The sequence below is a fragment of the Streptomyces ortus genome (assembly GCF_026341275.1).
Lineage (GTDB): Bacteria > Actinomycetota > Actinomycetes > Streptomycetales > Streptomycetaceae > Streptomyces > Streptomyces ortus.
This window is the reverse complement of the sequence record NZ_JAIFZO010000002.1, coordinates 2,887,174-2,913,546: the sequence shown is the minus strand read 5'-3', so window position 1 is coordinate 2,913,546 and position 26,373 is coordinate 2,887,174. Positions and strand designations below refer to the sequence as shown.

Annotated in this window: 27 protein-coding genes and 1 pseudogene; 11 read left to right on the top strand and 17 right to left on the bottom strand. The window is 71.9% G+C overall.

The window, feature by feature from the left end; genetic code table 11:
• Positions 1-4 precede the first annotated feature (4 nt).
• Positions 5-1,138: an Mrp/NBP35 family ATP-binding protein gene (locus K3769_RS16100; protein WP_267027121.1), complete on the top strand. Its 1,134-nt coding sequence runs from the start codon at positions 5-7 to the stop codon at positions 1,136-1,138.
• 164 nt (positions 1,139-1,302) lie between these two features.
• Here K3769_RS16100 and K3769_RS16095 read toward each other — a convergent pair whose 3' ends face one another.
• The 5 genes from K3769_RS16095 to sigE form a co-directional block, all read right to left on the bottom strand.
• Positions 1,303-1,959, bottom strand: coding sequence for a hypothetical protein (locus K3769_RS16095; RefSeq protein WP_267027120.1), 657 nt, complete (start codon positions 1,957-1,959; stop codon positions 1,303-1,305).
• A 289-nt stretch (positions 1,960-2,248) separates the two neighbouring features.
• Positions 2,249-2,722: a sec-independent translocase gene (locus tag K3769_RS16090; protein WP_267027119.1), complete on the bottom strand. Its 474-nt coding sequence runs from the start codon at positions 2,720-2,722 to the stop codon at positions 2,249-2,251.
• A gap of 110 nt (positions 2,723-2,832) precedes the next feature.
• Entirely contained in the window at positions 2,833-4,737 is a 1,905-nt protein-coding gene (locus K3769_RS16085; protein WP_267027118.1) for a trypsin-like peptidase domain-containing protein, read from the bottom strand.
• A 139-nt stretch (positions 4,738-4,876) separates the two neighbouring features.
• Positions 4,877-5,845, bottom strand: coding sequence for an anti-sigma factor family protein (locus tag K3769_RS16080; protein ID WP_267027117.1), 969 nt, complete (start codon positions 5,843-5,845; stop codon positions 4,877-4,879).
• Positions 5,842-6,543, bottom strand: a complete 702-nt coding sequence (sigE, locus tag K3769_RS16075; RefSeq protein ID WP_372514952.1) for an RNA polymerase sigma factor SigE — start codon at positions 6,541-6,543, stop codon at positions 5,842-5,844. The genes K3769_RS16080 and sigE overlap by 4 nt, the downstream gene beginning before the upstream one ends.
• A 227-nt stretch (positions 6,544-6,770) precedes the next feature.
• Here sigE and K3769_RS16070 point away from each other — a divergent pair, with 227 nt between their 5' ends.
• Positions 6,771-7,469: an O-methyltransferase gene (locus tag K3769_RS16070; protein WP_308216474.1), complete on the top strand. Its 699-nt coding sequence runs from the start codon at positions 6,771-6,773 to the stop codon at positions 7,467-7,469.
• A gap of 165 nt (positions 7,470-7,634) precedes the next feature.
• Here K3769_RS16070 and K3769_RS16065 read toward each other — a convergent pair whose 3' ends face one another.
• Positions 7,635-7,802 carry a DUF3117 domain-containing protein gene (locus tag K3769_RS16065; protein WP_003966491.1) on the bottom strand — a complete coding sequence of 56 codons (168 nt, stop codon included), beginning with the start codon at positions 7,800-7,802 and terminating at the stop codon, positions 7,635-7,637.
• A 361-nt stretch (positions 7,803-8,163) separates the two neighbouring features.
• Between K3769_RS16065 and chcB the strand changes: the two genes are divergently transcribed.
• Positions 8,164-8,970, top strand: a complete 807-nt coding sequence (gene chcB / locus K3769_RS16060) for a 2-cyclohexenylcarbonyl CoA isomerase (RefSeq protein ID WP_267027115.1) — start codon at positions 8,164-8,166, stop codon at positions 8,968-8,970.
• Here chcB and K3769_RS16055 read toward each other — a convergent pair.
• Together K3769_RS16055 and K3769_RS16050 are read right to left on the bottom strand one after the other, a co-directional pair.
• Positions 8,936-9,553: a DNA-3-methyladenine glycosylase I gene (locus K3769_RS16055; protein WP_308216350.1), complete on the bottom strand. Its 618-nt coding sequence runs from the start codon at positions 9,551-9,553 to the stop codon at positions 8,936-8,938. The two genes, chcB and K3769_RS16055, sit on opposite strands and share 35 nt — an antisense overlap.
• On the bottom strand, positions 9,550-9,936 hold the full coding sequence (locus K3769_RS16050; protein WP_267027114.1) for a DivIVA domain-containing protein: 387 nt from the start codon (positions 9,934-9,936) through the stop codon (positions 9,550-9,552). Before K3769_RS16050 ends, K3769_RS16055 begins: the two co-directional genes overlap by 4 nt.
• Positions 9,937-10,075: 139 nt before the next feature.
• Between K3769_RS16050 and folP the strand changes: the two genes are divergently transcribed.
• Positions 10,076-10,936, top strand: coding sequence for a dihydropteroate synthase (gene folP / locus K3769_RS16045; RefSeq protein WP_267027113.1), 861 nt, complete (start codon positions 10,076-10,078; stop codon positions 10,934-10,936).
• Positions 10,937-11,070: 134 nt separating this feature from the next.
• Here folP and K3769_RS16040 read toward each other — a convergent pair whose 3' ends face one another.
• Positions 11,071-11,829 carry an LOG family protein gene (locus K3769_RS16040; protein ID WP_267027112.1) on the bottom strand — a complete coding sequence of 253 codons (759 nt, stop codon included), beginning with the start codon at positions 11,827-11,829 and terminating at the stop codon, positions 11,071-11,073.
• A 111-nt stretch (positions 11,830-11,940) separates the two neighbouring features.
• Positions 11,941-13,020: a succinyl-diaminopimelate desuccinylase gene (dapE, locus tag K3769_RS16035; protein ID WP_267027111.1), complete on the bottom strand. Its 1,080-nt coding sequence runs from the start codon at positions 13,018-13,020 to the stop codon at positions 11,941-11,943.
• Between the two features lie 114 nt (positions 13,021-13,134).
• On the opposite strand from dapE, the gene K3769_RS16030 reads away from it, so the two are divergent.
• The gene (locus K3769_RS16030; protein ID WP_267027110.1) at positions 13,135-14,178 is read left to right on the top strand and encodes a VldE C-terminal domain-containing protein; all 1,044 of its coding nucleotides are present in this window, start codon (positions 13,135-13,137) and stop codon (positions 14,176-14,178) included.
• A 335-nt stretch (positions 14,179-14,513) separates the two neighbouring features.
• The gene (locus K3769_RS16025) at positions 14,514-14,951 is read left to right on the top strand and encodes an ATP-binding protein (protein ID WP_267027109.1); all 438 of its coding nucleotides are present in this window, start codon (positions 14,514-14,516) and stop codon (positions 14,949-14,951) included.
• Positions 14,952-15,477: 526 nt separating this feature from the next.
• On the opposite strand, the gene K3769_RS16020 is transcribed toward K3769_RS16025, so the two are convergent.
• Entirely contained in the window at positions 15,478-16,602 is a 1,125-nt protein-coding gene (locus tag K3769_RS16020) for a bifunctional succinyldiaminopimelate transaminase/glutamate-prephenate aminotransferase (protein WP_267027108.1), read from the bottom strand.
• Positions 16,603-16,745: 143 nt separating this feature from the next.
• On the bottom strand, positions 16,746-17,066 hold the full coding sequence (gene fdxA / locus K3769_RS16015) for a ferredoxin (RefSeq protein ID WP_003973842.1): 321 nt from the start codon (positions 17,064-17,066) through the stop codon (positions 16,746-16,748).
• A gap of 141 nt (positions 17,067-17,207) precedes the next feature.
• Here fdxA and K3769_RS16010 point away from each other — a divergent pair.
• Positions 17,208-18,206, top strand: a pseudogene (locus K3769_RS16010) (GNAT family N-acetyltransferase); the annotation flags it as partial.
• Positions 18,207-18,499: 293 nt separating this feature from the next.
• Positions 18,500-19,351 carry a transglutaminase-like domain-containing protein gene (locus K3769_RS16005; RefSeq protein ID WP_267027107.1) on the top strand — a complete coding sequence of 284 codons (852 nt, stop codon included), beginning with the start codon at positions 18,500-18,502 and terminating at the stop codon, positions 19,349-19,351.
• 128 nt (positions 19,352-19,479) lie between these two features.
• Here K3769_RS16005 and K3769_RS16000 read toward each other — a convergent pair whose 3' ends face one another.
• From K3769_RS16000 to K3769_RS15980, 4 genes are all read right to left on the bottom strand, one after another.
• Positions 19,480-21,897: a hypothetical protein gene (locus K3769_RS16000; RefSeq protein ID WP_267027106.1), complete on the bottom strand. Its 2,418-nt coding sequence runs from the start codon at positions 21,895-21,897 to the stop codon at positions 19,480-19,482.
• A gap of 166 nt (positions 21,898-22,063) precedes the next feature.
• A complete protein-coding gene (locus K3769_RS15995; RefSeq protein ID WP_267027105.1) occupies positions 22,064-22,519 on the bottom strand; it encodes a DUF6113 family protein in 456 nt (151 codons plus the stop codon).
• On the bottom strand, positions 22,516-23,454 hold the full coding sequence (gene mshB, locus K3769_RS15990) for an N-acetyl-1-D-myo-inositol-2-amino-2-deoxy-alpha-D-glucopyranoside deacetylase (protein WP_267027104.1): 939 nt from the start codon (positions 23,452-23,454) through the stop codon (positions 22,516-22,518). Before mshB ends, K3769_RS15995 begins: the two co-directional genes overlap by 4 nt.
• Before the next feature lie 428 nt (positions 23,455-23,882).
• On the bottom strand, positions 23,883-24,434 hold the full coding sequence (locus K3769_RS15980; RefSeq protein WP_267027103.1) for an ATP-binding protein: 552 nt from the start codon (positions 24,432-24,434) through the stop codon (positions 23,883-23,885).
• A gap of 155 nt (positions 24,435-24,589) precedes the next feature.
• Between K3769_RS15980 and K3769_RS15975 the strand changes: the two genes are divergently transcribed.
• From K3769_RS15975 to K3769_RS15965, 3 genes are read left to right on the top strand one after another with little or no spacing between them, the layout of a single operon-like run.
• Complete coding sequence (locus K3769_RS15975; protein ID WP_267027102.1) at positions 24,590-25,465, top strand: helix-turn-helix domain-containing protein; 876 nt, start codon at positions 24,590-24,592, stop codon at positions 25,463-25,465.
• On the top strand, positions 25,462-25,671 hold the full coding sequence (locus tag K3769_RS15970; protein WP_267027101.1) for a DUF397 domain-containing protein: 210 nt from the start codon (positions 25,462-25,464) through the stop codon (positions 25,669-25,671). The genes K3769_RS15975 and K3769_RS15970 overlap by 4 nt, the downstream gene beginning before the upstream one ends.
• Before the next feature lie 35 nt (positions 25,672-25,706).
• Positions 25,707-25,916 (top strand): DUF397 domain-containing protein, encoded by a 210-nt coding sequence (locus K3769_RS15965; protein ID WP_267027100.1) that lies wholly within the window; start codon positions 25,707-25,709, stop codon positions 25,914-25,916.
• A gap of 79 nt (positions 25,917-25,995) precedes the next feature.
• Here K3769_RS15965 and K3769_RS15960 read toward each other — a convergent pair whose 3' ends face one another.
• A complete protein-coding gene (locus K3769_RS15960) occupies positions 25,996-26,190 on the bottom strand; it encodes a hypothetical protein (protein WP_107020199.1) in 195 nt (64 codons plus the stop codon).
• Between the last annotated feature and the right edge of the window lie 183 nt (positions 26,191-26,373).

The following is a 26,373-nucleotide window of genomic DNA, read 5'->3' as shown; positions in this document are numbered from 1 at the left end:
ACCCATGGCTACGGAAGACGCGGTGCGTGAAGCACTGTCGACGGTGAACGACCCCGAGATCCAGCGACCCATCACCGAGCTGGGGATGGTCAAATCGGTGGAGATCGGCGCGGACGGTTCGGTCGCGGTCGCGGTGTACCTGACGGTCTCCGGGTGCCCCATGCGCGACACCATCACGAAGAACGTGACCGAGGCGGTCTCGCGCGTCGAGGGCGTCACGCACGTCGACGTCACCCTGGACGTGATGAGCGACGAGCAGCGCAAGGACCTGGCGTCCGCGCTGCGCGGCGGCCAGGCCGAGCGCGAGGTGCCCTTCGCCAAGCCGGGCTCCCTCACGCGCGTGTACGCGGTCGCCTCCGGCAAGGGCGGCGTCGGCAAGTCGTCCGTGACGGTCAACCTCGCGGCGGCGATGGCCGCGGACGGGCTGAAGGTCGGCGTCGTGGACGCCGACATCTACGGCCACTCCGTGCCGCGCATGCTCGGCGCCGAGGGCCGTCCGACCCAGGTCGAGAACATGATCATGCCGCCGTCGGCGAACGGCGTGAAGGTCATCTCGATCGGCATGTTCACCCCCGGCAACGCGCCGGTCGTGTGGCGCGGCCCGATGCTCCACCGCGCGCTGCAGCAGTTCCTCGCGGACGTGTACTGGGGTGACCTGGACGTGCTGCTCCTGGACCTGCCGCCGGGTACGGGCGACATCGCGATCTCGGTCGCGCAGCTCGTCCCGAACGCGGAGATCCTGGTCGTGACGACTCCTCAGCAGGCCGCGGCGGAGGTCGCCGAGCGGGCCGGGTCGATCGCCGTGCAGACCCACCAGAAGATCGTCGGTGTGGTCGAGAACATGGCGGGCATGCCGTGTCCCCACTGCGACGAGATGGTCGACATCTTCGGTACGGGGGGCGGGCAGTCGGTGGCCGACGGGCTGACCCGCACGACGGGGGCCACCGTGCCGGTGCTCGGTTCGATCCCGATCGACGTGCGGCTGCGCGAGGGCGGGGACGACGGGAGGCCGGTCGTCCTGACGGACCCGGACTCGCCGGCGGGCGCGGCGCTGCGCGCGATCGCGGGCAAGCTGGGTGGGCGTCAGCGGGGTCTGTCGGGCATGTCCTTGGGCATCACCCCCCGGAACAAGTTCTAGCCCGTCCAGGACTTCTTCCCGCGCCGTTCCCCGCGCCCCTGAAAGAGGGGCTCCGCCCCGGTCTTTCGGCCTTTAGGGGCGCGGGGAACGGCGCGGGCGACCCCGGCAGGCCCGCACCTCAAGTCCCGGCCGCCTGAAGCCACCCGCAGCTCGTCGCCCGCCGCCTAGGCGTACGTGCTGATGTCCTTGATCATGGCGAAAGCCACCCCGTACGCGCTCATCCCCCGCCCGTACGCCCCCACATGAACCCCTTCCTGCGTGGAGCCCGCGAGGACCCAGCCGAACTCGGATTCTCTGTAGTGGAACGGCGTCGGTACCCCGTCCACGGGAAGGGACAGCGTCGACCAGTCGGGCCCGTCCAGGTCGTCCGCGAGGACCCACGCCGTCTCGGTCTGCTGGTCCAGCCAGTCGTCGCGCAGGGTGTGGTCCATCTGGCCGGGCCAGGTGAAGGACAGCAGCCCCACCCCGGCGAGCCAGGCCGCGGAGGACACCGAGGTGGCCTCCAGCAGCCCCGTACCGTCGGCACTGCGCCGTACGGGGTTGCCCGCGACGGTCACCACGACCGCGAATCGCTCCTTGTCCTCGGTGGACTCACTGCGCACCGACGGTTCGTCACCGTGCCCGATCGAGCCGTGTTCGATGGCTCCGTCGGCCGCGGCGCCGACCTGCATCAGCCAGCGCGGCCCCGTGAAGGCCTCGTCGAGGCCGTACCACGGGAAGGGCGCCAGCAGGTAGCCGTCGACCGTGCGCCGGGCGGAGGGGAGCTGTTGTCCACCCTCCGCTGCCGGCGCCTGCGCGCCTACCCGACTTGTCGTCTCCATCTGCCCGGACGCCTCCTCGCTCTCGTCGGACCGGGTGGCCCGCCCCCCTTCGGGCGTCCGTCCGGTCCGCACAACAACTAGGCAGGATAGTCACAGCTCGGCCGAAGCCCGGAAAACCGGTCGGCACATGGCTCACATACGCACCTGATCCGGCGTATCCCGAACGCATCCCGATCGGACGAAACCCAAGCGGGGTACGGGCGGAGGGACGGCGTTCGACTGAAAGTGAAGCGCGTGGCGGACGGCGGGCGCGCCGCCGGGGGGCCGGTCGTGGCAGAGCGACTCGGCCTCAGGTGGCGTCCGCGTCGAACGGCGGGCGCTCGTCAGGCGCCGACTTCTCGGGCTTCTTCGTCATGTCCACGGTGCCGCCGGTGGAGCCCGCCGACGAGGACGAGGCGGAAGAAGAGGTGGAGGAGGACGACGAGGACGACGAGTCGGAATCGCGGCCGTGCACGGCGTCCGTGACCTCGGCCATCTCCTTCTTCAGGTCGAAGCCGTTACGGATCTCCTTGAGCCCCAGCTCGTCGTTGTCCAGCTGCTTGCGGATGAACGTCTTGGGGTTGAGGTCCTCGAACTCGAAGTCCTTGAACTCCGGTCCCAGCTCCTCGCGGATGTCCGCCTTGGCGCTCTCCGAGAAGTCACGGATCTTACGGATGGTCCGCGTGACGTCCTGGATCATCTTCGGGAGCTTCTCCGGGCCGAAGACGAGCACGGCAAGGACAACGATCGTGACCAGTTCAAGCGGTCCTATGTCATTGAACACCTTGCAGCTCCTTGCGATGTCCTCGGCGCTCGGCAGGTCGTTCCGTGGTCCGGTCCGGGCCGGGTCCACGGTACCCGCCGTTCCTGTCCGACCGGTACTGCCCCGGGGTGTCAGTTCCCGTCGGCCGAGCCGAGGACGAGGGTGATCTTCCGCTCCTTGCCGTCCCGCTCCAGCGTGAGCTCCAGCCGGTCGCCGGGCCGGTGGGACCGCGTCTTGACGATCAGCTCCTCGCCGGAGTGCACCCGCTGCCCGTCGACCTCGGTGATGACGTCGCCGGTCTTGATGCCGGCCCGGGCGCCGGGGCCGCCCCGGGTGACCGCCGAGCCGCCGTCGTTACCCTTGGTGCCGACGCGGGCGCCGTCGCCGGAGTACTCCATGTCGAGCGTCACGCCGATCACCGGATGCGTGGCCCGGCCCGTGTTGATGAGCTCCTCGGCGACGCGCCTGCCCTGGTTGATGGGTATGGCGAAACCGAGGCCGATCGAACCGGACTGGCCGCCCTCCAGGTCGGAGCCGCTGTCGGCGGAGCGGATGGCGCTGTTGATGCCGATGACACGGGCCTTGGAGTCGACCAGGGGGCCGCCGGAGTTGCCGGGGTTTATCGGGGCGTCCGTCTGCAGCGCGTCCACGTACGAGATGTCGCTGCCGTCGCCCTCCTCGCCGCCCGCCGTGATGGGGCGCTCCTTGGCGCTGATGATGCCCGCGGTGACGGTGTTCTCCAGGTCGAAGGGCGCGCCGATGGCCACCACCGGGTCGCCGACCTGGACGTTGTCCGAGTTGCCGAGCGAGAGGGGCTTGAGACCGCTGACGTGGGCGACCTTGACCACGGCGAGGTCGTAGCCGCTGTCGTGACCCACGACCTCGGCCTTGGCGGTCTCGCCGCCGCTGAAGGTGACGGTGATCCCGCCGCTGCCGTCCGCCGGTTCCACGACGTGGTTGTTGGTGAGGATGTGGCCGCGCCGGTCGAGGACGAAGCCCGTGCCGGTGCCTTGCGCCTCCGAGCCGCTGACGTGCAGGGTCACCACGCTGGGCAGCGCGCTGGCCGCGATACCGGCCACGCTGTCCGGGGCCCGCCCCTTGGCCTCCACGCCGGCCTGCGGCAGCTCGACGTCGTCGATGCCTCCGGTCCGCTCCAGATAGGCGCCCACGGCCCCGCCGACGCCTCCGGAGACGAGGGCGAGCAGTGCGGCGCCGAGGACCAGCGCGCGGCCGGTCCGCCTGCGGCGCCTGCCCGGCGCCTCGGCGGCGGCCCCGTGCTGCTGGAAGGGCGCGGCGGCCCAGGGGTCGTAGTTCTGCCAGGGGTTGCCGTTCCCGACGGCGCCGTGCCCGGCCCCGACAGCCGCTCCCTCACCCCCCGCCACCGAGCCGGGCCCTCCCGAGGCACCCGCATGCGGCGCGGACACGGACGAGACGGTCGCGTCCGAACCGAACGCTCGCGGGCCGCCCGCGTCCGGCGCGGAGGATACGGTCGAGGGCTGGCCGGGGACGTGCGAGGCGGGCGCGGGCGGGCCCGCCGCTTGCGAGGCGGCCCCATGCGGGCCGGACGCTTCCGGGGCGGGGGTGTACGAGACGTCCGCAGGCGGCACGGACGCCTGCGGGGCCGACGAGACAGCCCCGTGCGGCGCGGACGCGCCGGAGGCGGCCTGCCCCGGAGCGTCCCGGGCCGCGGCCCGGTCCGGCGTCGTCCCCGGGTGCTGCACCGGTGGCGCCGGCGCCCAGGGGCCCGGGCCACCGTACGGCGGTGTGCTGTAGGGGTCCGGATCGTGCAGGGGCCTGGGCCGCTCACCGGGCGCGGGCGCACTCACGCCGTCGCCCGCACCGACAGCCGTCCCACCCGTACCCGTATCCGTGCTGCTACCCACCGGCTTCTCCAGTTCGAAGTCGCCGTCCATGTCTCCCCCGTGCGACCCGCTCGCGCCGTCCCCCGTGGGAACCGAGTCCGCCGGAGCGGGATCCGGCCCATGGGTCCGTGGCCGGCTCCACCACTTCGGCTTCGTGGGCTTCCCCTCGTCCATGCTCTCCCCACACCTGACCCGCGGCACGGCATGTCGGCGCTCGCCGCGTCGTCTCGACCTCCGCGCCCGGATTCCAGCGGTGGGCGCGGCCCATCCCTGGATTCAACCAGGTTCGCGGGCCGCCGCGCAGAGGGCCGGTTCAGCCCGAGGAGGAAGGAGCGGGTGAGGCGGACGGGTCGAAGGACGGCACGGCCGACAGCACAGACGCCTCGAACTCCGGTCCCGATGACCACGTGGTCAGCGTGACCTTCGGGGTCGGCGCGAACGGACGTATCAGAGGGGACATCGCGGCGGCGCCCACCACCACGGGGGCGGTCAGCGTGCGCATCGAGTGCGAGCCGGTGTTCTGCTCACCGGGCGAGGACAGTCCGGGCGCGGGCGTCGGGACGCCGGGCAGCAGCGGCGCGGACAGCTCGGTCTGCGCGCCCCCTTCGTTGCCGAAGGAACGCTGTCCCTGGGCGACCAGCGGTGCGAGCGAACGGCGGCGCTGCGACTCGGAACTCGTGGCGCCGGTCGTGCTCGTCGTGCGCATCGGGGTCACGTTGCTTCCGTTGCCCGAACTCCCGCGTGCGTCCACGGTGTCGGTCGGTACGCCGGTCGAGACCCCGCCGAGCGCGATCGCGGCGAGCGAGACGGCACCGGCCGCCGCCGCGGCGAAGCGCAGTCCCCGGGAGGCGGAGCGCTCGGCCTCGCGCTTGCCGATGTCATGGATGCGGAAGCCGCGCTCTTCCGAAGGGAGCGTCGTCGCATGGGGGCCGGAGGGCAGGTAGCCGAATGAGTCGGGCGTCATGTCGAAGACTCCGGACGCTCCGAACGCTCCCCGGCCCAGTCGCGAGCTGTCGCCGTCCGAGTCGCCTCCTCCGGGGAGTCCCTGCAGTCTGGCCAGGAAACTCTCGGACGGGGGCGGCGGGGCGACCTCCGCGAACACGTTCTTCAGTCGTCGCTGCTCGTCGGCCTCCGACTTGCACTTCGCGCAGGTGGCGAGGTGGGCCAGGACGCGCTCGCGCGCCTCATGGCCGAGTTCACCGTCCACCAGGGCGGAAAGTCGGTCGCCGAGGTGCTCCTCGGCCAGGGGTCCGTCGGCAGGATTCAGCCGTGATCCACTCACGCGTTCGTGCCCCCTCCTCCCAAAGCGGGCACACCGGTGACCGCGAAACCGCGGCGCTCGGCACGGGCCTCGGGAGAGCGGTGGGCGAGCGCCTTGCGGAGCTGGGAGCGACCGCGGTGGATGCGGCTGCGGACCGTACCGAGCTTGACGCCCAGGGTCGCGGCGATCTCCTCGTACGAAAGTCCCTCGATGTCGCACAGGACGACCGCGGCGCGGAACTCCGGCGCCAGGGTGTCGAGGGCCTGCTGGACGTCCGCGTCGAAGTGCGTGTCGTTGAAGACCTGCTGCGGGGAGGGCTCGCGGCTGGGCAGGCGCTCGGCCGCGTCGTCGCCGAGGGCGTCGAAACGGATGCGCTGCTTGCGGCGGACCATGTCCAGGAAGAGGTTGGTGGTGATGCGGTGGAGCCAGCCCTCGAAGGTGCCGGGCGTGTAGGTCGACAAGGAGCGGAAGACCCGCACGAAGACTTCCTGCGTCAGGTCCTCGGCGTCGTGCTGGTTGCCCGTCAGGCGGTACGCGAGCCGGTACACCCGGCCGCTGTGTGTGCTGACGATCTCCTCCCACGTGGGAGGGGTCCACGCCTGCGAGTCCGCGTCGGACGTGAAGGTCGCGGTCTGAGCGGAGTCAGCGATGCGGGATCGGTCAGCGGTGTTGTTCACGGATTTCGGCTCCCCCGACGATCTGAGCAGGCGCCGGAGCACCCCTCCTCGATCCGCAGGTTCAGCCGCACCTCCCCTGTCGGCTCTGGTGGTGTCCAGCGGAGCCCCTACCATATCCACCTCGCCCGTTAGCTCCGGATAAGCGGTTTTACGAGAAATTGATACGCACACATAAGGCTGCGTCAGCACTTGCCGGCCGTCCCGGTCCATCCGCCACCCCCGTGCAGTTCGCGGCCCTTGTTCCCCACCCTCTCTAAACGCCTGGTCCCATCTGCGGGTTCCCGGCGGCAACGGATACAGTCACGCCCAGGCAACCACGGGGACAGGAGAGGGCCATTACCGGCAACCGGCTGACGAGCTGGGCGTTCGCCGACGCCTTTGTCGCCGAGGACGAGACACTGCACTGGGCCCGGGAGCGGGCCCGGGAGGCAGGCCTGCGCTCGGTGTCGCCCGGCACGGGCGCCGCGCTGCGACTGCTCGCCGCCACCGTGGACGCGAAGGCGGTCGCGGAGATCGGTACCGGAACCGGAGTCTCCGGTATTCATCTGCTGCACGGCATGCGGCCGGACGGCGTACTGACGACGGTGGATCCCGAGCCGGAACATCAGCAGTTCGCGCGTCAGGCCTTCCGCGCGTCCGGCTTCGCCAGCAACCGGGCCCGCTTCATCCCGGGCCGCGCGCTGGACGTCCTGCCCCGGCTCGCGGACGCGGGCTACGACCTCGTCTTCTGCGACGGCGACCGGCTGGAGTGCCTCGACTACCTCGCTGAATCGTTGCGCCTGCTGCGGGTGGGCGGCCTCGTCGTCTTCGAAGGCGTGTTCGCGAACGGGCGCACGGTGGAGTCGGGCCCGCAGCCGACGGAGGTGCTGCGGCTGCGCGAACTGCTGCGCACGATCCGCGAGAGCCAGGAGCTGGTCCCCTCGCTATTGCCGGTGGGCGACGGCCTGCTGTGCGCGGTCAAGCGCTGACCCCGCCCCCGGCCCGCAAGCGCTGACCCCGTCCCCGCCGGCCCGCGAGCCGTGCAGCCCTCCGCGGCCCCAAAGCCCCCGCAGCCCCTGGCATCCCCGGGAAACACCACTGCCCCGGCATCGCGCTGATGCCGGGGCAGTGGAAGGGTATGGTCGCGTTCCGCGTCAGCCGACGACCTTCTTGAGGGCGTCGCCGAGCGCGTCAGCCTCGTCGGGGGTCAGCTCCACAACGAGCCGACCGCCGCCTTCGAGCGGAACGCGCATGACGATGCCCCGCCCCTCCTTTGTCACCTCGAGCGGGCCATCGCCCGTCCGCGGCTTCATGGCCGCCATGCTCGTTCCCCTTCCTGAAACCAGCTCATCGTCGCCGACGGCCCCCTAGAAGGGCACGCGTCCTCTCGTCGGACACGCGTCACCGGCATCGAACACATTGCTTCCAAGCCATTATCCCGCATCTCAGGACCCGATGACCAACATCAGTCGGCATCGCTTACGCAACGCGCTCGATCAAAACCACCCATTTCGGCGGTGTGACTGCGATACTGCGCCACTGCATGGACTTTCGGACACCGGAATTCTTTGACGCAGGTCACATGTACGAACCCCGCCGCCCTCCATGATCTCCGCCATGCTGTCCTCGGTAGCAGTGCGTACCGACGGGTACGACGGATCCGCGACACCTGAGGGGACCATCATGGCCGACACCGTGCTCTACGAGGTGAGCGACGGACTCGCGACGATCACGCTGAACCGCCCCGAGGCGATGAACGCGATGGACACCGCGACCAAGGTGGCCCTCCGCGAGGCGGCGCAGGCGGCAGCGGCGGACGAGTCCGTACGGGCCGTGCTGCTCACCGCCGCCGGCGACCGGGCGTTCTGTGTGGGCCAGGACCTCAAGGAGCATGTCGGCGGACTGCTGGCGGCACGCGAGTCGGGCGCGGGCGAGGGCGTCATGAGCACGGTCCAGGAGCACTACAACCCGATCGTGCGGGCCCTGACGGGCGCGGCGAAGCCGGTGGTGGCGGCCATCAACGGCGTCGCGGCCGGTGCGGGATTCGGATTCGCGCTCGCCGCGGACTACCGCATCGTGGCCGACACGGCCGCGTTCAACACGTCGTTCGCCGGGGTCGCGCTCACCGCCGACTCCGGGATCTCCTGGACGCTCCCCCGGGTCGTCGGGCCTTCCCGCGCCGCCGACCTGCTGCTCTTCCCGCGCAGCATCACGGCGCAGGAGGCGTACGAGCTGGGGATCGCCAATCGGATCGTGCCGTCCGCCGAGCTGGCCGCCGAGGCGGTGAAGGTCGCCCGCGCCCTGGCCGGGGGGCCGACCCTCGCGTACGCCGCGCTCAAGGAGTCCCTCGCGTTCGGGATCACGCACTCCTTGGACGAGACCTTGGAGAAGGAGGACGAGCTGCAGTCGCGGGCCGGGGCGTCCGAGGATCACCTGATCGCCGTACAGGCGTTCGTCAACAAGGAGAAGCCGAAGTACCTGGGGCGGTAGCCGCGGGCCGGGCACGGGACGCGCAGTCCGCCAAGTGGTCGTCGACCAGGCCGCACGCCTGCATCAGCGCGTAGGCCGTGGTGGGGCCCACGAAGCGGATGCCGCGCTTCTTGAGGGTCTTGGACAGGGCGGTCGACTCGTCGGTCACCGCCGGCACGTCGGACAGCGACTTCGGGGCCGGGCGCGTGGCCGGGTCGGGGGCGAAGGACCAGATCAGCTCGTCCAGTTCGCCCGGCGCCCAGTCGGCGAGCACGCGCGCGTTGGCGACCGTCGCCTCGATCTTGGCGCGGTTGCGGATGATCCCCGTATCGGCGAGGAGACGTTCCTTGTCGGCGTCCGTGAAGGCCGCCACGTCGGCGATCCGGAAGGCCGCGAAGGCGGCCCGGAAGCCCTCACGGCGACGCAGGATGGTGATCCACGACAGACCTGACTGGAAGGCCTCCAGGCACAGCCGCTCGTACAGCGCGTCGTCGCCGTGGACCGGGCGGCCCCACTCCTCGTCGTGGTACGCCACGTAGTCGTCCGCGGACAGCGCCCAGGGGCAGCGCAGGGCACCGTCGGCGCCCTTCAGGGCGTCGCTCACCGGTGGTCCTCCTCCGCGGGCTTCTCCAGGGAGGTGACCGGGGAGGCCGTCGCGGACGGAGCCGCGGGAGGGGCCGTGGCCGAGCGGGCGCCGGACAGCGCGGCCTCCAGGTCGGCGATACGGGCGTCCCGCTCGGCCAGTTCGGCGCCGAGGCGGTTCAGGGCGTCGTCCACGTCCACCATGCGGTAGCCGCGCAGGGTCAGCGGGAAGCGCAGTGCCTCCACGTCGCCGCGGTGCACGGGGCGGTCCGGCGGAAGCGGATCCCGCAGGCGCTCCGGCAGCGCGTCGGGGAGGGCGCCGCCGTCACCGCCTCCCACGACGGAGAGGGTCACCGCGCCGACCACGACGACGAGGGCGACGACCAGGAACAGGAACATGAACATCTCTGAGGTCCCCACGCTCTGATGCCGACGCGGGGCGCGTCGGCACGGAAAGTGTCAGGCACCGATCGTGCCATGCGACTCTGACCGTTAGGGTCGCAGGCGGCCCGACAGCGACAACCACGGGGAGAGGTCACAGGGGATGCTCAGGCTGGGCAGGCGCGAGTTCGACGCGCACGAGCCGGTGATCATGGCGATCGTGAACCGGACCCCGGACTCCTTCTACGACCAGGGAGCCACCTTCCGCGACGAGCCGGCGCTCGCGCGCGTGGAGCAGGCGGTGTCCGAGGGAGCCGCCATCATCGACATCGGCGGGGTCAAGGCCGGACCCGGCGAGGAGGTGACCGCCGAGGAGGAGGCACGGCGGACCGTCGGGTTCGTCGCCGAGGTGCGGCGCCGCTTCCCCGACGTGGTCATCAGCGTCGACACCTGGCGGCACGAGGTCGGCGAGGCCGTCTGCGAGGCCGGCGCGGACCTGCTGAACGACGCCTGGGGCGGGGTCGACCCGCGGCTCGCCGAGGTCGCCGGGCGGTACGGGGTGGGGATCGTGTGCACGCACGCGGGCGGTGCGCTGCCTCGTACGCGGCCTCATCGCGTCGCCTACGAGGACGTCATGGCGGACATTCTGCGGGTGACGGTGGGGCTGGCCGAGCGGGCGGTGTCCCTCGGGGTGCCCCGGGAATCCGTGATGATCGATCCCGGGCACGACTTCGGGAAGAACACGCGGCATTCCCTGGAGGCGACGCGGCGGCTCGGGGAGATGGTGTCCACGGGGTGGCCTGTGCTGGTGTCGTTGTCCAACAAGGACTTCGTGGGCGAGACGCTCGACCGGCCGGTCAAGGAGCGGGTGGTGGGGACGCTTGCGACGACCGCGGTGTCGGCGTGGTTGGGGGCGCGGGTGTATCGGGTGCATGAGGTTGCGGAGACGCGGCAGGTGCTCGACATGGTGGCGTCGATCGCGGGCCACCGTCCGCCGACGGTGGCCCGGCGGGGGCTGGCGTAGGGGGTTCCTCGCCCCCCTATCGCGCTTCGCGCTCGTCCTCAAACGCCGGACGGCCTGAAGTGATTCAGCCCGTCCGGCGTTTGAGGACCGGGGGTTCGGGGGCAGCGCCCCCGAGGCAGGAACCGCAGCCCCTCCTACCTCCCCGCTTCCTTTGACACCAGTGCCACCGCCTCGTCCACGTCGTCCGTGAGGTGGAACAGGAGGAGGTCCTTCTCCGAGGCCTTGCCCTGGGCGATCAGGGTGTTCTTGAGCCAGTCGACCAGCCCGCCCCAGTACTCCGTACCGAAGAGCACGATCGGGAAGCGGGTGACCTTCTGGGTCTGTACGAGGGTGAGCGCCTCGAAGAGCTCGTCGAGCGTGCCGAGCCCGCCCGGCAGCACCACGAACCCCTGCGCGTACTTGACGAACATCATCTTGCGGACGAAGAAGTACCGGAAGTTGAGACCGATGTCGACGTACTCGTTGAGCCCCTGCTCGAAGGGCAGCTCGATGCCGAGGCCGACGGAGATGCCCTTCGCCTCGCAGGCGCCCTTGTTGGCGGCCTCCATGGCCCCGGGCCCGCCACCGGTGATCACCGCGAAGCCCGCCTCGACCAGACCGCGGCCGAGCGCGACCCCGGTCGCGTACTCGGGAGAGTCCGCCGGGGTGCGCGCCGAGCCGAAGACGCTGATGGCGGGCGGGAGTTCGGCGAGCGTTCCGAAACCCTCGATGAACTCCGACTGGATGCGCAGCACGCGCCAGGGATCGGTGTGGACCCAGTCCGTCGGAGCGCGCTCGTCCAGCAGCCGCTGGTCCGTCGTGCTCGCCTGCACCTGCCCCCGCCTGCGCAGCACGGGGCCCAGCTGCTGCTCCTCCGGTGGCTGCTTGCTGCCCTCGGGGTTGCCGGTAGCCATGTCCGCTCCCTCCGCTTGCCGATCGTTCCACCTCAGCGTAGATCTACGCGGGTGACGGAGGGGGGACGCCGGCATGTCCGCCGTGGATCAGGCTGGCGGTCGGAGCGTCGGTCAGGCCGTGAGCCAGGCCCTCAGCCGCTCCTCCCCCGCCAGGATCTTGCCGGTTTCGACACGTTCGTCACGCTTGTGAGCCAAGTGCGGGTTGCCGGGGCCGTAGTTGACCGCCGGGATGCCGAGCGCGCTGAAGCGGGAGACGTCCGTCCAGCCGTACTTGGGCTGCGGGGTGCCTCCGACCGCCTCGATGAAGGCCGCCGCGGCCGGATGCGAGAGGCCGGGCAGCGCCGCCCCGCTGTGGTCGTCGACGACGAACTCGGCCACGCCGCAGTCGGCGAAGACCTCGCGGACGTGGGCCAGGGCCTCCTCCTCGCTGCGGTCGGGCGCGTAACGGAAGTTGACGCTCACCACGCACTCGTCGGGGATCACGTTGCCGGCCACGCCGCCCGAGATGCCGACGGCGTTCAGGCCCTCGCGGTATTCGAGGCCGTCGATGACCGGGTAGCGCGGCTCGTAGGAGGCGAGGCGGGCCAGGATCGGGGAGGCCGCGTGGATGGCGTTCGAGCCCATCCAGCCGCGCGCCGAGTGCGCCCGCTCCCCCGTGGTCCTCAGCAGCACCCGCAGGGTCCCCTGGCAGCCGCCCTCGACCTGCCCGTCGGAGGGCTCCAGGAGGACCGCGAAGTCGCCTTCAAGCCACTCAGGGTGCGCCTCGGCCACGTGCTTGAGGCCGTTCAGGTCGGCGGCGACCTCTTCGTTGTCGTAGAAGATGAAGGTGAGGTCGCGGTTGGGGTCCGGGACGGTGGCGGCGATCCGCAGCTGGACCGCGACGCCCGCCTTCATGTCGCAGGTGCCGCAGCCCCAGAGCACGCCGTCCTCGTCCAGGCGCGACGGCACGTTGTCCGCGATGGGCACGGTGTCGATGTGCCCGGCCAGGATCACCCGCTCGGCCCGGCCCAGATTCGTCCGCGCGACGACGTTGTTGCCGTACCGGTCGACCGTGAGGTGCGGCAGCGCGCGCAGGGCGGTCTCGACGGCGTCCGCGAGGGGCTTCTCCGTGCCGCTCTCCGACGGGAAGTCGACGAGCCGCGCGGTGAGCCGGGCGGCGTCCAGCGTGAGGTCAAGTGGGGTGTCGGCCATGCCGTCGACCCTAACGCGCCCGGTCCGCGCGGCCTCCCGGAAGGCCTGTCCCCGGGCTCACGGATCTCCGGAACCTCACACGGCCCCGACGGTACTCTCCAGTACCTTGTACGCGTGCCTGAGCCGTCCCCCACCTCCGTCGCTCCCGTACGCCGTGGCCGCTTCCTCCGTCTCGGATCGGCGCTCGTCGTCCTGCTCGGCGTCGCGGCCTATCTCACCGTGCAGTACCTGACCGGCGGGTCCGGAGTGCCCAAGTGCACGGTCGTCCCGGCCAAGGGCGACGGCAGATCGTACGAGTTCACGGCGGAGCAGGCGGTGAACGCGGCGACGATCTCGGCGGTCGGCCTCAATCGCGGGATGCCCGAGCGGGCCGTCACGATCGCCCTCGCGACGGCCCTCCAGGAGTCCGCCCTGCGCAACCTCGGCCACGGCGACCGGGATTCGCTGGGTCTCTTCCAGCAGCGGCCCTCGCAGGGCTGGGGCACCGAGCGGGAGATCCTGGATCCGGCGTACGCGGCGGGCGAGTTCTACGAGCATCTGGACAAGGTGCCCGACTACGCGCGGCTGCCGCTCACCGTCGCCGCGCAGCGCGTCCAGCGCAGCGGCTACCCGGAGGCGTACGCGAAGCACGAGCCGGACGCGACGCTCCTCGCGGCGGCCCTGACCGGTCGCGCCGCCGCCACGCTGACCTGCGAGGGCCGCCCGGACACCCGGCCCGGCGGCCCGGAGTCGGTACGCACCGCGCTGGTACGGGACTTCGGGCGCGGGGTCTTCGCGGAGGCGGGTGCCGCGGTGGCCGCGAGCCCTTCGGCCGACCCGGCGACCGGGCCTTCGAGCGGGTCTTCGGGCGATCCTTCGGGCGGCCCCTCGTCCACACCGTCGGCTTCGTCCGTGCCGTCCGCCGCGGTGAGCGGGTCCGGCGGCGGGCGCACCGTGATCGTGCCCGTGCCGGAGAGGGCGGCCACCGGGGGCGGGCAGCGGCAGCGGGGGTGGGCCCTCGCGCACTGGGCCGTCGCCAACTCGTCCGCGCTGCACGTCGAGCGGGTCTCGTACGCGGGCCGGGTGTGGACGGCCGGCAGTACCCGCAGCGAGTGGCGCACCGAGGATCCGGTCGCCCGGAACGCCGCGGACGAGGTTCGAATCGTCACCGGGCAGTAGTACGGACCCTCACCCGTTGGTGGCACTCCCGGCGTGCCAGGTCGACAGGTCACCGCAGTTTTCTGCGGCTCTTTCGCGCGCTTGTCCCGCACCTGCCGCGTGGGCGCCGAATCCCTTGTCAGCAAAGGGCTGTGGGGATTCGGCCGGCTTTCCGGCGAGGCCTTCTTTGCCCGGGTTTCTCCGCAGCCGATAATGCGACGCATTACCAACTCTTTACGTCGGGCCACCGCAACCTTCGCGGGCTTCGAGCGGTAGTCACTGCGTCCGAGCCCGGAACGATCAACATCCGGACACGGTCGAAGATTTCATCGTTCTCTCCCCGTCAAAGGAGCACCATGTCCCTCCCCCTGACCCGTCGGATCGCCCGTGTCGCGCTGCTCATCGCAGCGGGAGCGGCGCCCGTGGTCGGTGCGGCCGGCTCCGCGAGCGCGGCCGCACTGCCGGCCACCCCCGACCTCGGTGGCCTGAGCGCGCTGGACAACGCGGGCACCACCGTCGACGGTGCCACGCAGAACGCCACCGGGGCGGCCGGCGAAACGGGCAGCAAGGCCGTGAAGAAGGCCGTGCCGGCCGCGGGCAAGACGAGCGGCAAGGCCGTGAAGACCGCGACGCCCGCCGCGCAGAAGACCGCTGGGGACGTCGCCGGGACCACGGGTGACGTGCTCGGTGACACCGCGGGGTCGGCGGCCGGTGGCGGGCTGCCGACCGACGCGGTCTCGAAGGGCGGGCTGCCGACCGAGGGGCTGCCGCTGCAGGGGCTGCCGCTCGGCTGATCGGCCTGTCGCCGGCTCGGCCCGCGCGGGGAAGGGGCTCAGGGGATTCCCCTGGGCCCCTTCCCCTTTGCGCGTTCACCCGCTTCGGCGGTCGGTGGATCGGTGAACGGGTGGGTTGTCGGGTGCGGGTGCGCCGTGGCTGGGTGCGCAGTTCCCCGCGCCCCTGAACGGCGGCCCTCCGGGCGCCGATGAACACCACCCGGCCGCCGACCGGCGGACACTCGTCGGCCTGCGCCGCCGGCCGGGCCGCCCAGCCGCGTGCGTCGTCCCCCGGCGGCTGACGTCGAGCCACGGGTGGCGTCGAGCCGCTCGTGTCCTTACCCGCCGAGGGCGTCAAGCCGCTCGTGTCGTCACCCGCCGGAGCCGGGGGATGCCACGCCGTGCGCGCCCTCAGGCCGTGCACGGCGTCAAGCCGTGCGCGGCGCCAGGGCGTGTGTGGCGTCAAGCCGCGTGTGGTGTCAGGGCGTGGACGGCGCCACGCCATGCGCGGCGTCAAGCCATGCGCGCCGTCAGGCCATGCGTGGTGTCAGCCGGTTGTCAGGCGGGATGTTGCTGCTTGGATTCGTTCGTCCGTGGCTGTCAGGGCCACTCGGACGAAGCGGTCGCCCGCCGGGCCGTAGAAGTCGCCCGGGGCCACCAGGATGCCGAGGGCGGCCAGGTGGGCCACCGTGTCCCAGCAGGACTCGTCGCGGGTCGCCCAGAGGTACAGGCTCGCCTCGCTGTGCTCGATGCGGAAGCCGTGGCGGACCAGGGCGTCGCGCAGGGCCTCGCGGCGGGCCGCGTACCGCGCGCGCTGCTCCTGGACGTGGGTGTCGTCCGAGAGCGCGGCCACCGTGGCGGCCTGCGTGGGCGCGGACGTCATCATGCCGCCGTGCTTGCGGATCTGGAGCAGGTCGCCCAGGACCGCGGGGTCACCGGCGAGGAACGCCGACCGGTAGCCCGCGAGGTTCGACCGCTTCGACAGCGAGTGGACCGCGACGATCCCCTCGTACGAGCCGCCGCACACCTCGGGGTGCAGGACCGAGACGGGGTCGGCCTCCCAGCCCAGTTCGAGGTAGCACTCGTCGGAGAAGACGAGGATGCCGTGCTCGCGCGCCCAGGCGACGATCCGGGTGAGCTCCCGCTGCGAGAGCACCCGGCCCGTGGGGTTCGACGGGGAGTTGAGCCACAGCAGTTTCAGGCCGGTGGGGTCCAGGTCCGTCCCCGCGGCGGCAGCCGCGAACGTCTCCGTGTCGTACGCGACGTGGTCCGCGCGGGCGAGGCGGGCGCCGACCTCGTACGTCGGGTACGCCAGGCGCGGGTAGGCCACCTTGTCCCCCGGGCCGAGGCCCAGCTGGGTCGGCAGCCAGGCCACCAGTTCCTTGGAACCGACCACCGGCAGGACGTTGCGGTGGGTGAGGTCCCGGGCGCCCAGCCGTCGCGTGCACCAGCCCACCAGCGCGTCCCGCAGCTCCGGCGTGCCCCAGACCGTCGGATAGCCGGGCGAGTCGGCGGCCTCGACCAGAGCTTTCCGGATCAGCTCGGGCACCGGGTCGACCGGGGTGCCGACGGAGAGGTCGACGATGCCGTCCGGGTGAGTGGCGGCCTTCGCCTTGAAGGGCTCCAGCTTGTCCCAGGGGAAGGCGGGAAGCCGGTCGGAGACTGCGGACACGGGTTCTGGCTCACTTTCTGCACGGCACGGCACGGCAGACTCGGCGGTCCCGAGACACGGCGGTCCCGCACGGCGGCGGGCCGTACGGGACCGGAGCGGCGCCCGCGGCTGCTGCCGTGCGGCGCCGCCTGCGCACGGGCCGCCTACTGGTTCTGCGGCGGGAGCGCTGCGACGAAGGGGTGGTCGCGCTCGATGAGTCCCAGCTTGCTGGCACCACCGGGCGAGCCGAGCTCGTCGAAGAACTCGACGTTCGCCTTGTAGTAGTCCTTCCACTCCTCGGGAGTGTCGTCCTCGTAGAAGATCGCCTCGACCGGGCAGACCGGCTCACAGGCACCACAGTCGACGCATTCGTCCGGGTGGATGTACAAGGACCGCTGGCCCTCGTAGATGCAGTCGACCGGGCATTCCTCGATGCACGCCTTGTCCTTGACGTCGACACAAGGCTGCGCGATGACGTAGGTCACGCTGTCGTTCCTCCTCGATAGGGCGCTGGCGAGCCGTCTTCAGGCTCCGCCACCTGGCGCGCGGGAGCGCGGCGTCGTCGATGCCCGCACCTAGTATCTCCGTTCTTGGGCATGATCCGAACAGGAGGGTTGGACTGAGCTGTGGATTTCTCACCACACTTCCGGCTTGAGGTCCGTGTCACCCCCGCTGACGTGGGCAAACGCGTCTCGGTGCGACGGTTGCGCGAAGGGGCCCCCGAGGGTGAGAAGTTCACCGACACGGTCGGTGTTCTCACATCATGGGACGACGGTGTGCTGCTGATCACACGGCGGTCCGGGGAAAGCGTCCGCATTCCGGAAGCGACGCTGGTGGCGGGCAAGGTCGTCCCCTCCGCGCCGGCCCGCAGGCGGGGCCCCGCGGCCTCGTACGAGGAACTCGCGCGGATCGCCGCGCGGGCCTGGCGGCCGGTGGAGCGCGAACGGCTCGGCGGGTGGGAACTGCGGGCCGCGTCCGGCTTCACGCGACGCGCGAACTCGGTCCTGCCCCTGGGCGACCCGGGCGTGCCGCTGGACGAGGCGCTGTCGCGCGTACGGGAGTGGTACGCGGTCCGTGGGCTGCCCGCCTACGTACAGACCGCCACGGGCGCGGAGGGTACGCAGGAGCCGCTGTGCGCGGAGCTGGAGGCGCGGGGGTGGGTGCGTGAGGTGTCCGCGGAGCTGTGGACCGGCGCGCTGGCGCCGGTGGCGGACCTCCCGGATCCCGGCCCGGACCGGACGGTCACGTTGTCGCGCGAGGCGGACGAGGGGTGGCTGGGGCGCTATCAGCGCAAGGGCGTGAGCGAGGTGGCGCTGGAGGTACTGGGCAGCGGTCCCTCGGTGTGGTTCGCGACCGTGCCCGGCGGTGAGCCGGGGGTGCCGGCGGCGATCGGCCGTTGCGTGGTCGACGGCCGGTGGGCCGGGTTCGCCGCGGTGGAGGTGGACCCCGCGCTGCGCCGCCGGGGCCTGGCCACCACGGTGATGACGGCGCTGGCCCGCCGGGCCCTCGCGGAGGGCGCCTCGGCCGGCTGGCTCCAGGTGGAAACGGACAACGCGGGAGCCCGGTCCCTGTACACCCGCCTGGGCTTCACCCCCCACCACACCTACCACCACCACCGCGCACCCCAGCCCCCCGCCGAGGGCACGGGGAACGGCGCGACCAGCCACGACGCCGCCGCACCAGACAGCCGCCCCCCGCGACCAGGCCCCCTCAGGGGCGCGGGGAACTGCGCACCCCACCACAACGCCGCCGCACCCGACAACACGCCGCCACCACCCCCCACCAGGGGCGCGGGGAACTGCGCAACGAACCACGACGCTGCCGCACCCGCCCACCTCACGGCAGCCCCCCGAACCCCCCACCGAGAACCCCGCGGCGCGGACCGGTATCGATCGGCGTGAAAGGGCACGAAGCAGCTATGCGTCCACTCCATCCCCCCGAACCGGCGCGAAGCGCCGAGTGGCGGCGGCGGTTCGGCGAAGAGGCACGAGCCGAACGCCCCGACCTGTCGGCCCTGTGTCTGCTGGTGGGCGCCCAGGCGGACGGCGAGCTGACCGAGGCCGCGATGGACGCCGCCCAGATCGAGCTGGACCGGCTCGCCGGAGAGCTGCCGTTCCGGCCCGGCGGCCCCCGGTCCTGGGCCACCGCGCTCGCCGAACACCTCGGCGGCACCCTCGGCTTCCGCGGTACGCCCGGCGACTACCAGCGTCTGGAGTCGTCCCTGCTGGACAAGGTGCTGAAGCGCCGCCGCGGACTGCCCATCCTGTTGTCCGTGGTGTGGATGGAGGTCGCCAGAAGGGCCGGCGCGCCCGTCTACGGAGTCGCCCTGCCCGGTCACTTCGTCGTCGGCTTCGGACCGCCCGAGCAGCAGGTCCTGGTCGATCCCTTCGACGGTGGCCGCGTACTGACCGGCACCGACGCGGAACTGCTGGTGGCCGGTGCCACCGGCTCCCCCCTCGACCCGTCCATGCTCTCGCCCGCCGATCCGCTCGACGTCGTCCTGCGCATCCTCAACAACGTCCGCGCCTGGGCCGCCGCCCGCCCCGAACGCTCCGACGTGGCCCTGTGGGCGGTCGACTTCTCCCTCCTTCTGCCCTCGCACCCGGCCCGCCTGCGCTACGAGCGCGCCCAGCTCCTCGTGCAGCGCGGCGACTTCCTCACGGGGGCCACCGAACTCGACGCGTACGCGGAGATCGTGGCCGCCGTCGACGAACAGGCGGCGGCCCGCGTACGGAGCCAGGCGCACGCGGCCCGCGCGATGCTCAACTGAGCCCCGGCCGGGGCGGTCCCAGGCCCAGGTGACGGCCCGGTCGGGCAACCGTGCGGCGGGCCCGCGGACAGAGCGAGAGGGCACCCGGTCGTCGCCGGGTGCCCTCTCGTCGGTCGGTCCCGCGGGACCTACGTGGGGTTGGTCTCGATCACGCCCACGCGGTCCGCCGCCGTCTTGCCGACGAGGGCCTGGCGCAGTGCGACCACCACGTCCTGCGGGGTCACGGCGGTCTTCTTGCCGTTGCCCCGGGCGATCGTGACACCGTCGAACGCGCCGCCGTACAGCTCCTTCAGGGCGGGCAGGTCGTAGTAGTCGACCAGCTTGCCCTCGGGGGTCGCCTTGACGCCGAGGAACTTCCACAGGGAGTTCTCGGGGCTGAACTGGACCACCGCGGCACCCGCCTTGACGGTGACGAGTCCGGACATCGCGGGCTGCGCGAACTCCTTCATCATGCGGTCGACCTCGGCCTTGGAGACCTTGGGCTCCTTCGCCGTGGTCGGCACCTTCACGGCGGCCGACTTCCCGGTCTCCACCTGGGTGCGGTACGCGTCCTCGACGGCCTTCGTCGACCGGTCGATGTCGATGCCCTGGCCCGCCTTGCCGTAGACGGGGACGGCCTTGCCCGACTGGAACTTGATCGTGCCCTCGGTCGCCGAACCGGAGCCGCCCGCGGCGCCTTCGAGGGCGGCGGCGAGCTTCTCCTCGTCGACGGGCATGACGGGGGCGACGACCCGCTGGTTGCCGAAGAGCGAGCCGACCACCGAGACGGGGTTGTAGTCGCTGCCCGCGGCGGCCCGTACCGTGGCCTGGGTGTCGAGCTGGAGCCCGGCCTGGTCCGGCTTGAGCGCGACGGTGTCGCCCTCGACGGACAGCTGGAGCGGCTTGGCCGCGCTCGCCTTGAAGGCGTCGTCGAGCTTCTGGACGGCCTCGTCGCGCGTGCCGCCGCCGATGTCCACGCCGAGCACGCTGGTGCCCTTGGGGACGTCGGAGTGGTTCATGAGCAGCCCGGCGCCGTACGCGATGCCGCCCAGGGCCACCACGCCGGTGACCAGGAGCACCAGCTTGTTGCGGCCCTTTTTCTTCTTCTTGGGCCGCGCGGCGGCGGGCGCGGCCGGTGAGACCGGTTCCGGCAGCTTCGGGGGCTGGTGCGGCAGCGGCCCGTCGGTGTGCGCGCCCGGTCCGAACGGCGAGTTCGGGGCGGGGGGCACGACGGGGATGCCGCTGGTGAGGGTGTGCCCGGAGACGTTCTCGCCGGCGCCGCCGTAGCCCGGCGCGCCCGGTTCGGGCGCGGGGACCTGCGGGGTGAGGATCGCGGTGTCGTCGCTCAGGCCGCCGCCGGGGCGGGCGGCCCCCGCGGGGGCACCGGAGAAGGCGGAGCCGCTCTGGGGCCCCTTGCCGCCGGGGAAGCCCGAGGCGTCCGGGCCACCGGGAGCGCCCGGCCCGCCGGGGGCACGGTGACTGCCGGGGCCCGCCTGGCCGCCGGGACCCGCGGGCAGGCCGGGGTTGCCGGGCGCGCCCTGGCCGCCGGGAGCACGGTGGCCGCCGGGGCCCGCGGGGGCGCCGGAGCTGCCGGGGCCGCCGATTGCGCGGTGACCGCCCGGGCCGGCCTGGCCGCCGGGAGCGCCACCAGGGCCACCAGGGCCTTCGGAACCTCCCGGGCCGCCGGGGCCTGCCGGGAAGCCCTGTCCGCCCGGGACGCCGGGTGCCGCCAGGGGCGTGTCGCCGCTGGCCGGTCCGCCGGTCGGGCCCGCGGGGCCGCCCTGACCGTTCTGGCCATTCTGGCCGCCGTCGGAGAAGTACGGGAGTCCGTCGCGGCGCGGTTCGGCGGCGCCGTTGTCGCCCGCCTGGCCGCCCGTCGGGTACGGCGATCCACCGCCCGGCCCGGCGCCCAGCGGCCCCGCCGCCAGCGCCCGGGAGACGTCGAAGGAGCCGGTACCGCCGCCGTGTCCGGGGGCGACGGGTCCGGTGCCGCCCGCGCCGCCGGCGTTGCCGCCGGGCCGTGCGGTGGGCGTACCGGGCGCGCCGGAGGGGCCAACTCCCCCGCCGCCACCCGCTGCCGGGCCCTGGGCGTTCGAACCGGCGGCCATACCCGCACCGTTGGCGTTGCCGCCGCCCGGACCGCCCTTGGGCGCACCGGCCTTGCGGGGGGCGAACCAGTCGCTCCGCTTCTCCTCGGCGCCGCCACCGCCACCGGGCAGGGGATGGGACCCGGTGTCGGAGTCGACGGGCCCGCCCGGAACGGACGCCGGTCCGGCCTCCTGGGCCGGGGACCGGGACGCACCGGTGGCGTCGGAGGACTCCGCGTTGGCCACGGGCTTGCGCACGACGACCGGCGGAATCGGCCGCGATCCGGGGATGTTGATACGGATCCGCGTCGTCAGCGTGGTCTCGGTCTTGGGCTGTTCCGGCCGGTCACCGGCGGTACGCCCCGCGTCGGCGGCGCCGTCGGAAGCCATCGGCGTTCCGTACGGCGGAGTCCCCGACGGGTATGCGGTTCCGCCGCGCCCGTTGGGCCCGGAGGACGGACTGTCAGTTTCACGACTCAAGGCAGGTTCTCCTGGTTGGCTCCACCGCCCGGTGACTCGACCTCGTCCTCGATTCGGGCGGCTCGGCGGCGCGCTCCACCATACTGGCCACTTGTCCCCCTCATTTTGCGGCCGTCGGGGAAACCCACACCGGACTCGCACCCGCGCGCAGTGGCGAAGTGGTACGTCACTTCCCAAGTCGGGCGGCGGCGCCGCCCGGTTGCCGCCCTTGGCCAAGGGTGGCGCACATCACAGCCACAGCCATCCCGCCGAGCAGGAAGAGATAGGAGCCCGCTCCCGCGGCGAAGAGGAAGTCGCCCTCGGGGCGGCTGGCGGTGAGCAGGACGACGGCGATCATCCAGCCGGCCGCGGGGGCGACCGCACCGGCCCGGCCGCCGGTCGCGCGCGATCCGCCGAGGAACAGCCCCGCCGCACCGGCCAGCGCGAGCAGCAGCCCGCCCGGGAACCAGCCCGACTGGACCAGCGCCCCGGCCACCGCGACCACCGCGCCGAGCACGAAGAGGCCCAGGTGGACGACGATCCGCAGGGCCGAGGGCGGGCGCAGGGGCTGGGCGAGCAGGGAGCCCGCGTTCGACCGGTCCGCGTACGAACGGTTCGCGTTCGGCCTGTTCGCCGCGTTCATCGGGGACCGCCCTCGGTGGTTGCTTCCGCGATCTCCGCGAATGTGTTCTCCGCGAACAGCTCCGTGATTCCCGCGAACAGATCGGTCTCCCGGGCCGTCCCGGCACGTTCGCCCCGCACCAACTCGTAGTACTCCACGGTGAAGAGGGGCTGCGCGAGCCGGTTGGAGAGGGCGAACCACGGTTCGGCGACCTCGATCTGGGTGGCGTGCGCCCGCATCGCGGCGGCCTTGGCCGCGGCCTGGGCGGTGCCGTCGATCTCCGTGGTGACCACCGGGTCGTCCACCACACCGGGCACGTCGTCGATCGTGGCGGCGGCGGGGAACGGCAGTTCGTCGAGTACGTCCGTCAGGCGGGAGAAGCCCTCCTCGGCTACGGAACGCGGCACGCGGTTCCAGTAGATCTTCGCGATCGTCCACGGTTCGCCGAGGTCGGTCCGGAAGTCCGGCCCGGCCGCCAGCTCGGCGGCCCGCATGGCCACGCGGTGGGCCTGGATGTGGTCGGGGTGGCCGTATCCGCCGTCCGGGTCGTAGGTGACGAGCACGTGGGGACGTACCTCGCGGATCACGCCGACCAGGTGCGCGGCGGCCTCGTCGACGTCCGCCCGCCAGAAGCAGCGCGGGTTGTCGTTGTCCGGGAGGCCCATCATCCCGGAGTCCTCGTAGCGGCCGGGGCCGCCGAGCGAGCGGGTGTCCCGCACGCCCAGTGCGCGCATCGCCTCGGCGAGCTCCGCCAGGCGGTGCTCGCCGAGGTGCTCGCCCGACAGATGCGCGAGTCCGGGCGGGATGACCTCGCCCAGTTCGCCCCGTGTACAGGTCACGAGGGTGACCTGGGCGCCCGTGGCCGCGTACCTGGCCATGGTGGCGCCGTTGTTGATCGCCTCGTCGTCCGGGTGCGCGTGCACCAGGAGCAGACGCCCGGCGGACAGTTCCGTCATGCCCTCACCCTACGAGGCACACGCCCCCGGACTCGCACTCGCACGGTCACCTGCCCGGCGGTCCGTACGTCACTGGGGTGCCATCGCTCTGCAGTCCCGACAGCGGCCCCGTTCGGGGGCCCGGAAGGCGCGGTCGCAGCCGTCGCAGGTGTGGAGCGGATACCGGCGGGCAGTCGGCGGCTGCGATGTGGACGGATGGATCGGGGCCGGGGGTGGCAACTGGGTGATGAGGCGGTGTGCCAGCAGCGCGGCAGGCCGCCGCACCCCCTCGGAAGGCAGGTCCGAGGTTCGGGAAGGGTCTTCTTCCTTGGTGGTCAGGCCCTCGCACCGGGATTGCCGTCCCGGCGAGGGCCGTCGTATGTCTGCGGTTGTGTCGCGCTGAGCGTAGGGCAGGCAATGGGTGCATATGCGAGCCGAGTTGGCGATGTTCACTTACCCGAGTGAGGGCGCGCCGACGCAGGCGGGAGGGTGGAGTGGGGCTTGGTGGGGTCCTTTCCCTCTCGTGGTTCTTTGGGAAGGGCGCCCCTGTCACCGAAGCCCGTGCGATCGGGTTCCGGTGACGGAGTCAGCTCCGCCCAGACCGTCTTCCGGGGGTGCGGGCCCCGGGTGACGCCCCAGCGGTCGGCGAGCGCCTCCACGAGGACGAGCCCCCGTCCCGACTCGCTGTCGGGGCCGAGGCCCTGCGGGCGCGGCAGCAACTCTCCGCAGGTGTCGGTCACCTCGATACGCAGGGTCCCCGCGCCGTCGGCGAGCGTGAGCCGGAAGTCCCGGCCGTGCACGCGACCGTGCGTGGCCGCGTTGGCGGCGAGCTCGGCGACGAGGTGGCGTGCCGGGTCCAACGGGAGTCCCCATGCGCGCAGTTGTTCCGTGGCGAGCAGTCGGGCGAGGCGGGCTCCCCGAGGCGTGGGGGACAGCTGCACGCTGAAGGTGCGGACGGGGCGGGCGACTCGGGCCTCGGTGGCGGCGGTTTCTTGGATCACGTCACTCAGAGTGGCCCCGATTGCTTACCGTGAACAGTGACGACGTCGATACGTACGGTGACTGTCCGGCGCTTGTCCGGCGCTGTCCGGGCTGTCGAGGCCACGCGTGCGGGTAGGGCGCGTTGAGCAGTGCAGGACCGGCGGAGAGGCGCGCGATGCACGGGGACAGTGGTGAAGGTCGACTCAAGACCGAGGCGGACGAGCCGGGTTGGGAGGTCGACCCGGACGACGACTGGGGCGTGGCGGTCGTCGCGACCGTGGGCCGACAGCTGAAGCTGCGCCGGGAGGCGGTCGGGATGCGGGCCGCCGACTTCGGCATCGCGGTCGGCTACGGCGAGGACATGGTCTACAAGATCGAGGGCGGAAAGCGGATCCCTCAGCCCGAGTATCTGGACAGGGCGGACGAGGTGCTGGGGGCGGGTGGGCTGCTCTCGGCGATGAAGGAGGACGTGAGGAAGGTCCGGTATCCGAAGAAGGTTCGGGATCTGGCCCAGTTGGAGGCCAAGGCGGTCGAGATCGGGGTGTACGAGTGCAACAGCATCAATGGGCTGTTGCAGACACCAGAGCATGCGCGGGTCCTGTTCGAGGCGGCACAACCTCTGTATTCACAGGGCGAGGTGGAACGCATGGTGGCCGCCCGAGTGGCCCGACAGTCGGTCTTCGAACGGGATCCCGCTCCCTCCATCAGCTTCGTGCTCGAAGAAGCGCCGCTGCGGCGCCCACTCGGAGGCACAATGGTGTGGCGGCAGCAGCTCGAACGTCTGCTTGAGATGGCCCGGCTGCGCAACGTCACACTGCAAGTGATGCCGACGCGCTGCGAAGTCCACTCAGGCCTGGACGGCAGGATCGAGCTGCTGAAGTTCGCGGACGGCACAGCGGTGGGACGCTCCGACGGTGCCTTCAGCGGTCGCCCCGTCTCGGAACTGCGGCAGCTACGGATCCTTGAGCTGCGGTATGGCACCATCCGAGCGCAAGCCCTCCCGCCATGGGAGTCGTTGGCCCTCATTGAGCAACTGCTGGGAGAAACATGACCCGCAAGGCACCCGCCGAAGACGCTACAGAACTTGCATGGTTCAAGAGCAGCTACAGCAGCGGAAACGATGGCAACTCCTGCGTCGAACTCGCCATCACCCCAGGCACCATCCATGTCCGCGACTCCAAGGACCTAGGCGGCCCCCGCCTGGCCTTCTCCCCCACCACCTGGTCAGCCTTCGTGCCGTACACATCCGAAGGCTGACCAGGACGGCCGATCGCACAACCGCTGGGAGAAACATGACCCGCAAGGCCCCCGCAGGGGACGCCTCCGAACTGGCATGGTTCAAAAGCAGCTACAGCGGCGGCAACGACGGCGAGTCGTGCGTCGAACTCGCCACCACCCCCGGCACCGTGCACGTCCGCGACTCCAAGGACCTGGACGGCCCCCGGCTGGCCCTCACGCCGGAAGCGTGGGCCCGCTTCGTACCGTACGCGGCCACGGGCTGACCCGGCCGACCGGCCCGGCGCGGAACGCCGGAAGTGGGCCCCGGCCACCCGCGGCCCAGAGCCCACTCCCGAACCGGGGTCAGAACTTGATGTCCCCGATCATGCCCGCGATGTTCGTGGTCAGCTCGTTGATCGTCGGGGCGATCGTCGAACTGGCGAGGTAGAAGCCGAGCAGGACGCAGACGATGGCGTGAGGCGCCTTCAGCCCTGATTTCTTGACCAGGATGAAGACGATGATTGCCAGCAGCACCACCGCCGAAATCGAAAGTGCCACGGCGGCTCACCTCCAAAGGTTCCCAGGGACACGGGGGCCGGGGGTCGGGGGGGAAGGGGGGCAGCAAATACAAACAACAGCCAGCAGGTTGATACCCACACAGCGCTAGTGATCATAACTATTCGTGCGTGCGCATTGATCGGCGCACGGCCGCACAAGGGGGCGCATGGCCAATATGGTCGG

Excerpts from the sequence above, each read along its gene's own strand:
- K3769_RS16100 (WP_267027121.1), top strand. The coding sequence starts at position 5 with ATGGCTACGGAAGACGCGGTGCGTGAAGCACTGTCGACGGTGAACGAC.
- K3769_RS16095 (WP_267027120.1), bottom strand. The coding sequence starts at position 1,959 with ATGGAGACGACAAGTCGGGTAGGCGCGCAGGCGCCGGCAGCGGAGGGT.
- K3769_RS16085 (WP_267027118.1), bottom strand. The coding sequence starts at position 4,737 with ATGGACGAGGGGAAGCCCACGAAGCCGAAGTGGTGGAGCCGGCCACGG.
- K3769_RS16065 (WP_003966491.1), bottom strand. The coding sequence starts at position 7,802 with ATGGCGGCCATGAAGCCGCGGACGGGCGATGGCCCGCTCGAGGTGACA.
- chcB (WP_267027115.1), top strand. The coding sequence starts at position 8,164 with ATGGCCGACACCGTGCTCTACGAGGTGAGCGACGGACTCGCGACGATC.
- K3769_RS16050 (WP_267027114.1), bottom strand. The coding sequence starts at position 9,936 with ATGTTCATGTTCCTGTTCCTGGTCGTCGCCCTCGTCGTCGTGGTCGGC.
- folP (WP_267027113.1), top strand. The coding sequence starts at position 10,076 with ATGCTCAGGCTGGGCAGGCGCGAGTTCGACGCGCACGAGCCGGTGATC.
- K3769_RS16040 (WP_267027112.1), bottom strand. The coding sequence starts at position 11,829 with ATGGCTACCGGCAACCCCGAGGGCAGCAAGCAGCCACCGGAGGAGCAG.
- dapE (WP_267027111.1), bottom strand. The coding sequence starts at position 13,020 with ATGGCCGACACCCCACTTGACCTCACGCTGGACGCCGCCCGGCTCACC.
- K3769_RS16025 (WP_267027109.1), top strand. The coding sequence starts at position 14,514 with ATGTCCCTCCCCCTGACCCGTCGGATCGCCCGTGTCGCGCTGCTCATC.
- K3769_RS16005 (WP_267027107.1), top strand. The coding sequence starts at position 18,500 with ATGCGTCCACTCCATCCCCCCGAACCGGCGCGAAGCGCCGAGTGGCGG.
- K3769_RS15995 (WP_267027105.1), bottom strand. The coding sequence starts at position 22,519 with ATGAACGCGGCGAACAGGCCGAACGCGAACCGTTCGTACGCGGACCGG.
- mshB (WP_267027104.1), bottom strand. The coding sequence starts at position 23,454 with ATGACGGAACTGTCCGCCGGGCGTCTGCTCCTGGTGCACGCGCACCCG.
- K3769_RS15975 (WP_267027102.1), top strand. The coding sequence starts at position 24,590 with ATGCACGGGGACAGTGGTGAAGGTCGACTCAAGACCGAGGCGGACGAG.
- K3769_RS15970 (WP_267027101.1), top strand. The coding sequence starts at position 25,462 with ATGACCCGCAAGGCACCCGCCGAAGACGCTACAGAACTTGCATGGTTC.
- K3769_RS15965 (WP_267027100.1), top strand. The coding sequence starts at position 25,707 with ATGACCCGCAAGGCCCCCGCAGGGGACGCCTCCGAACTGGCATGGTTC.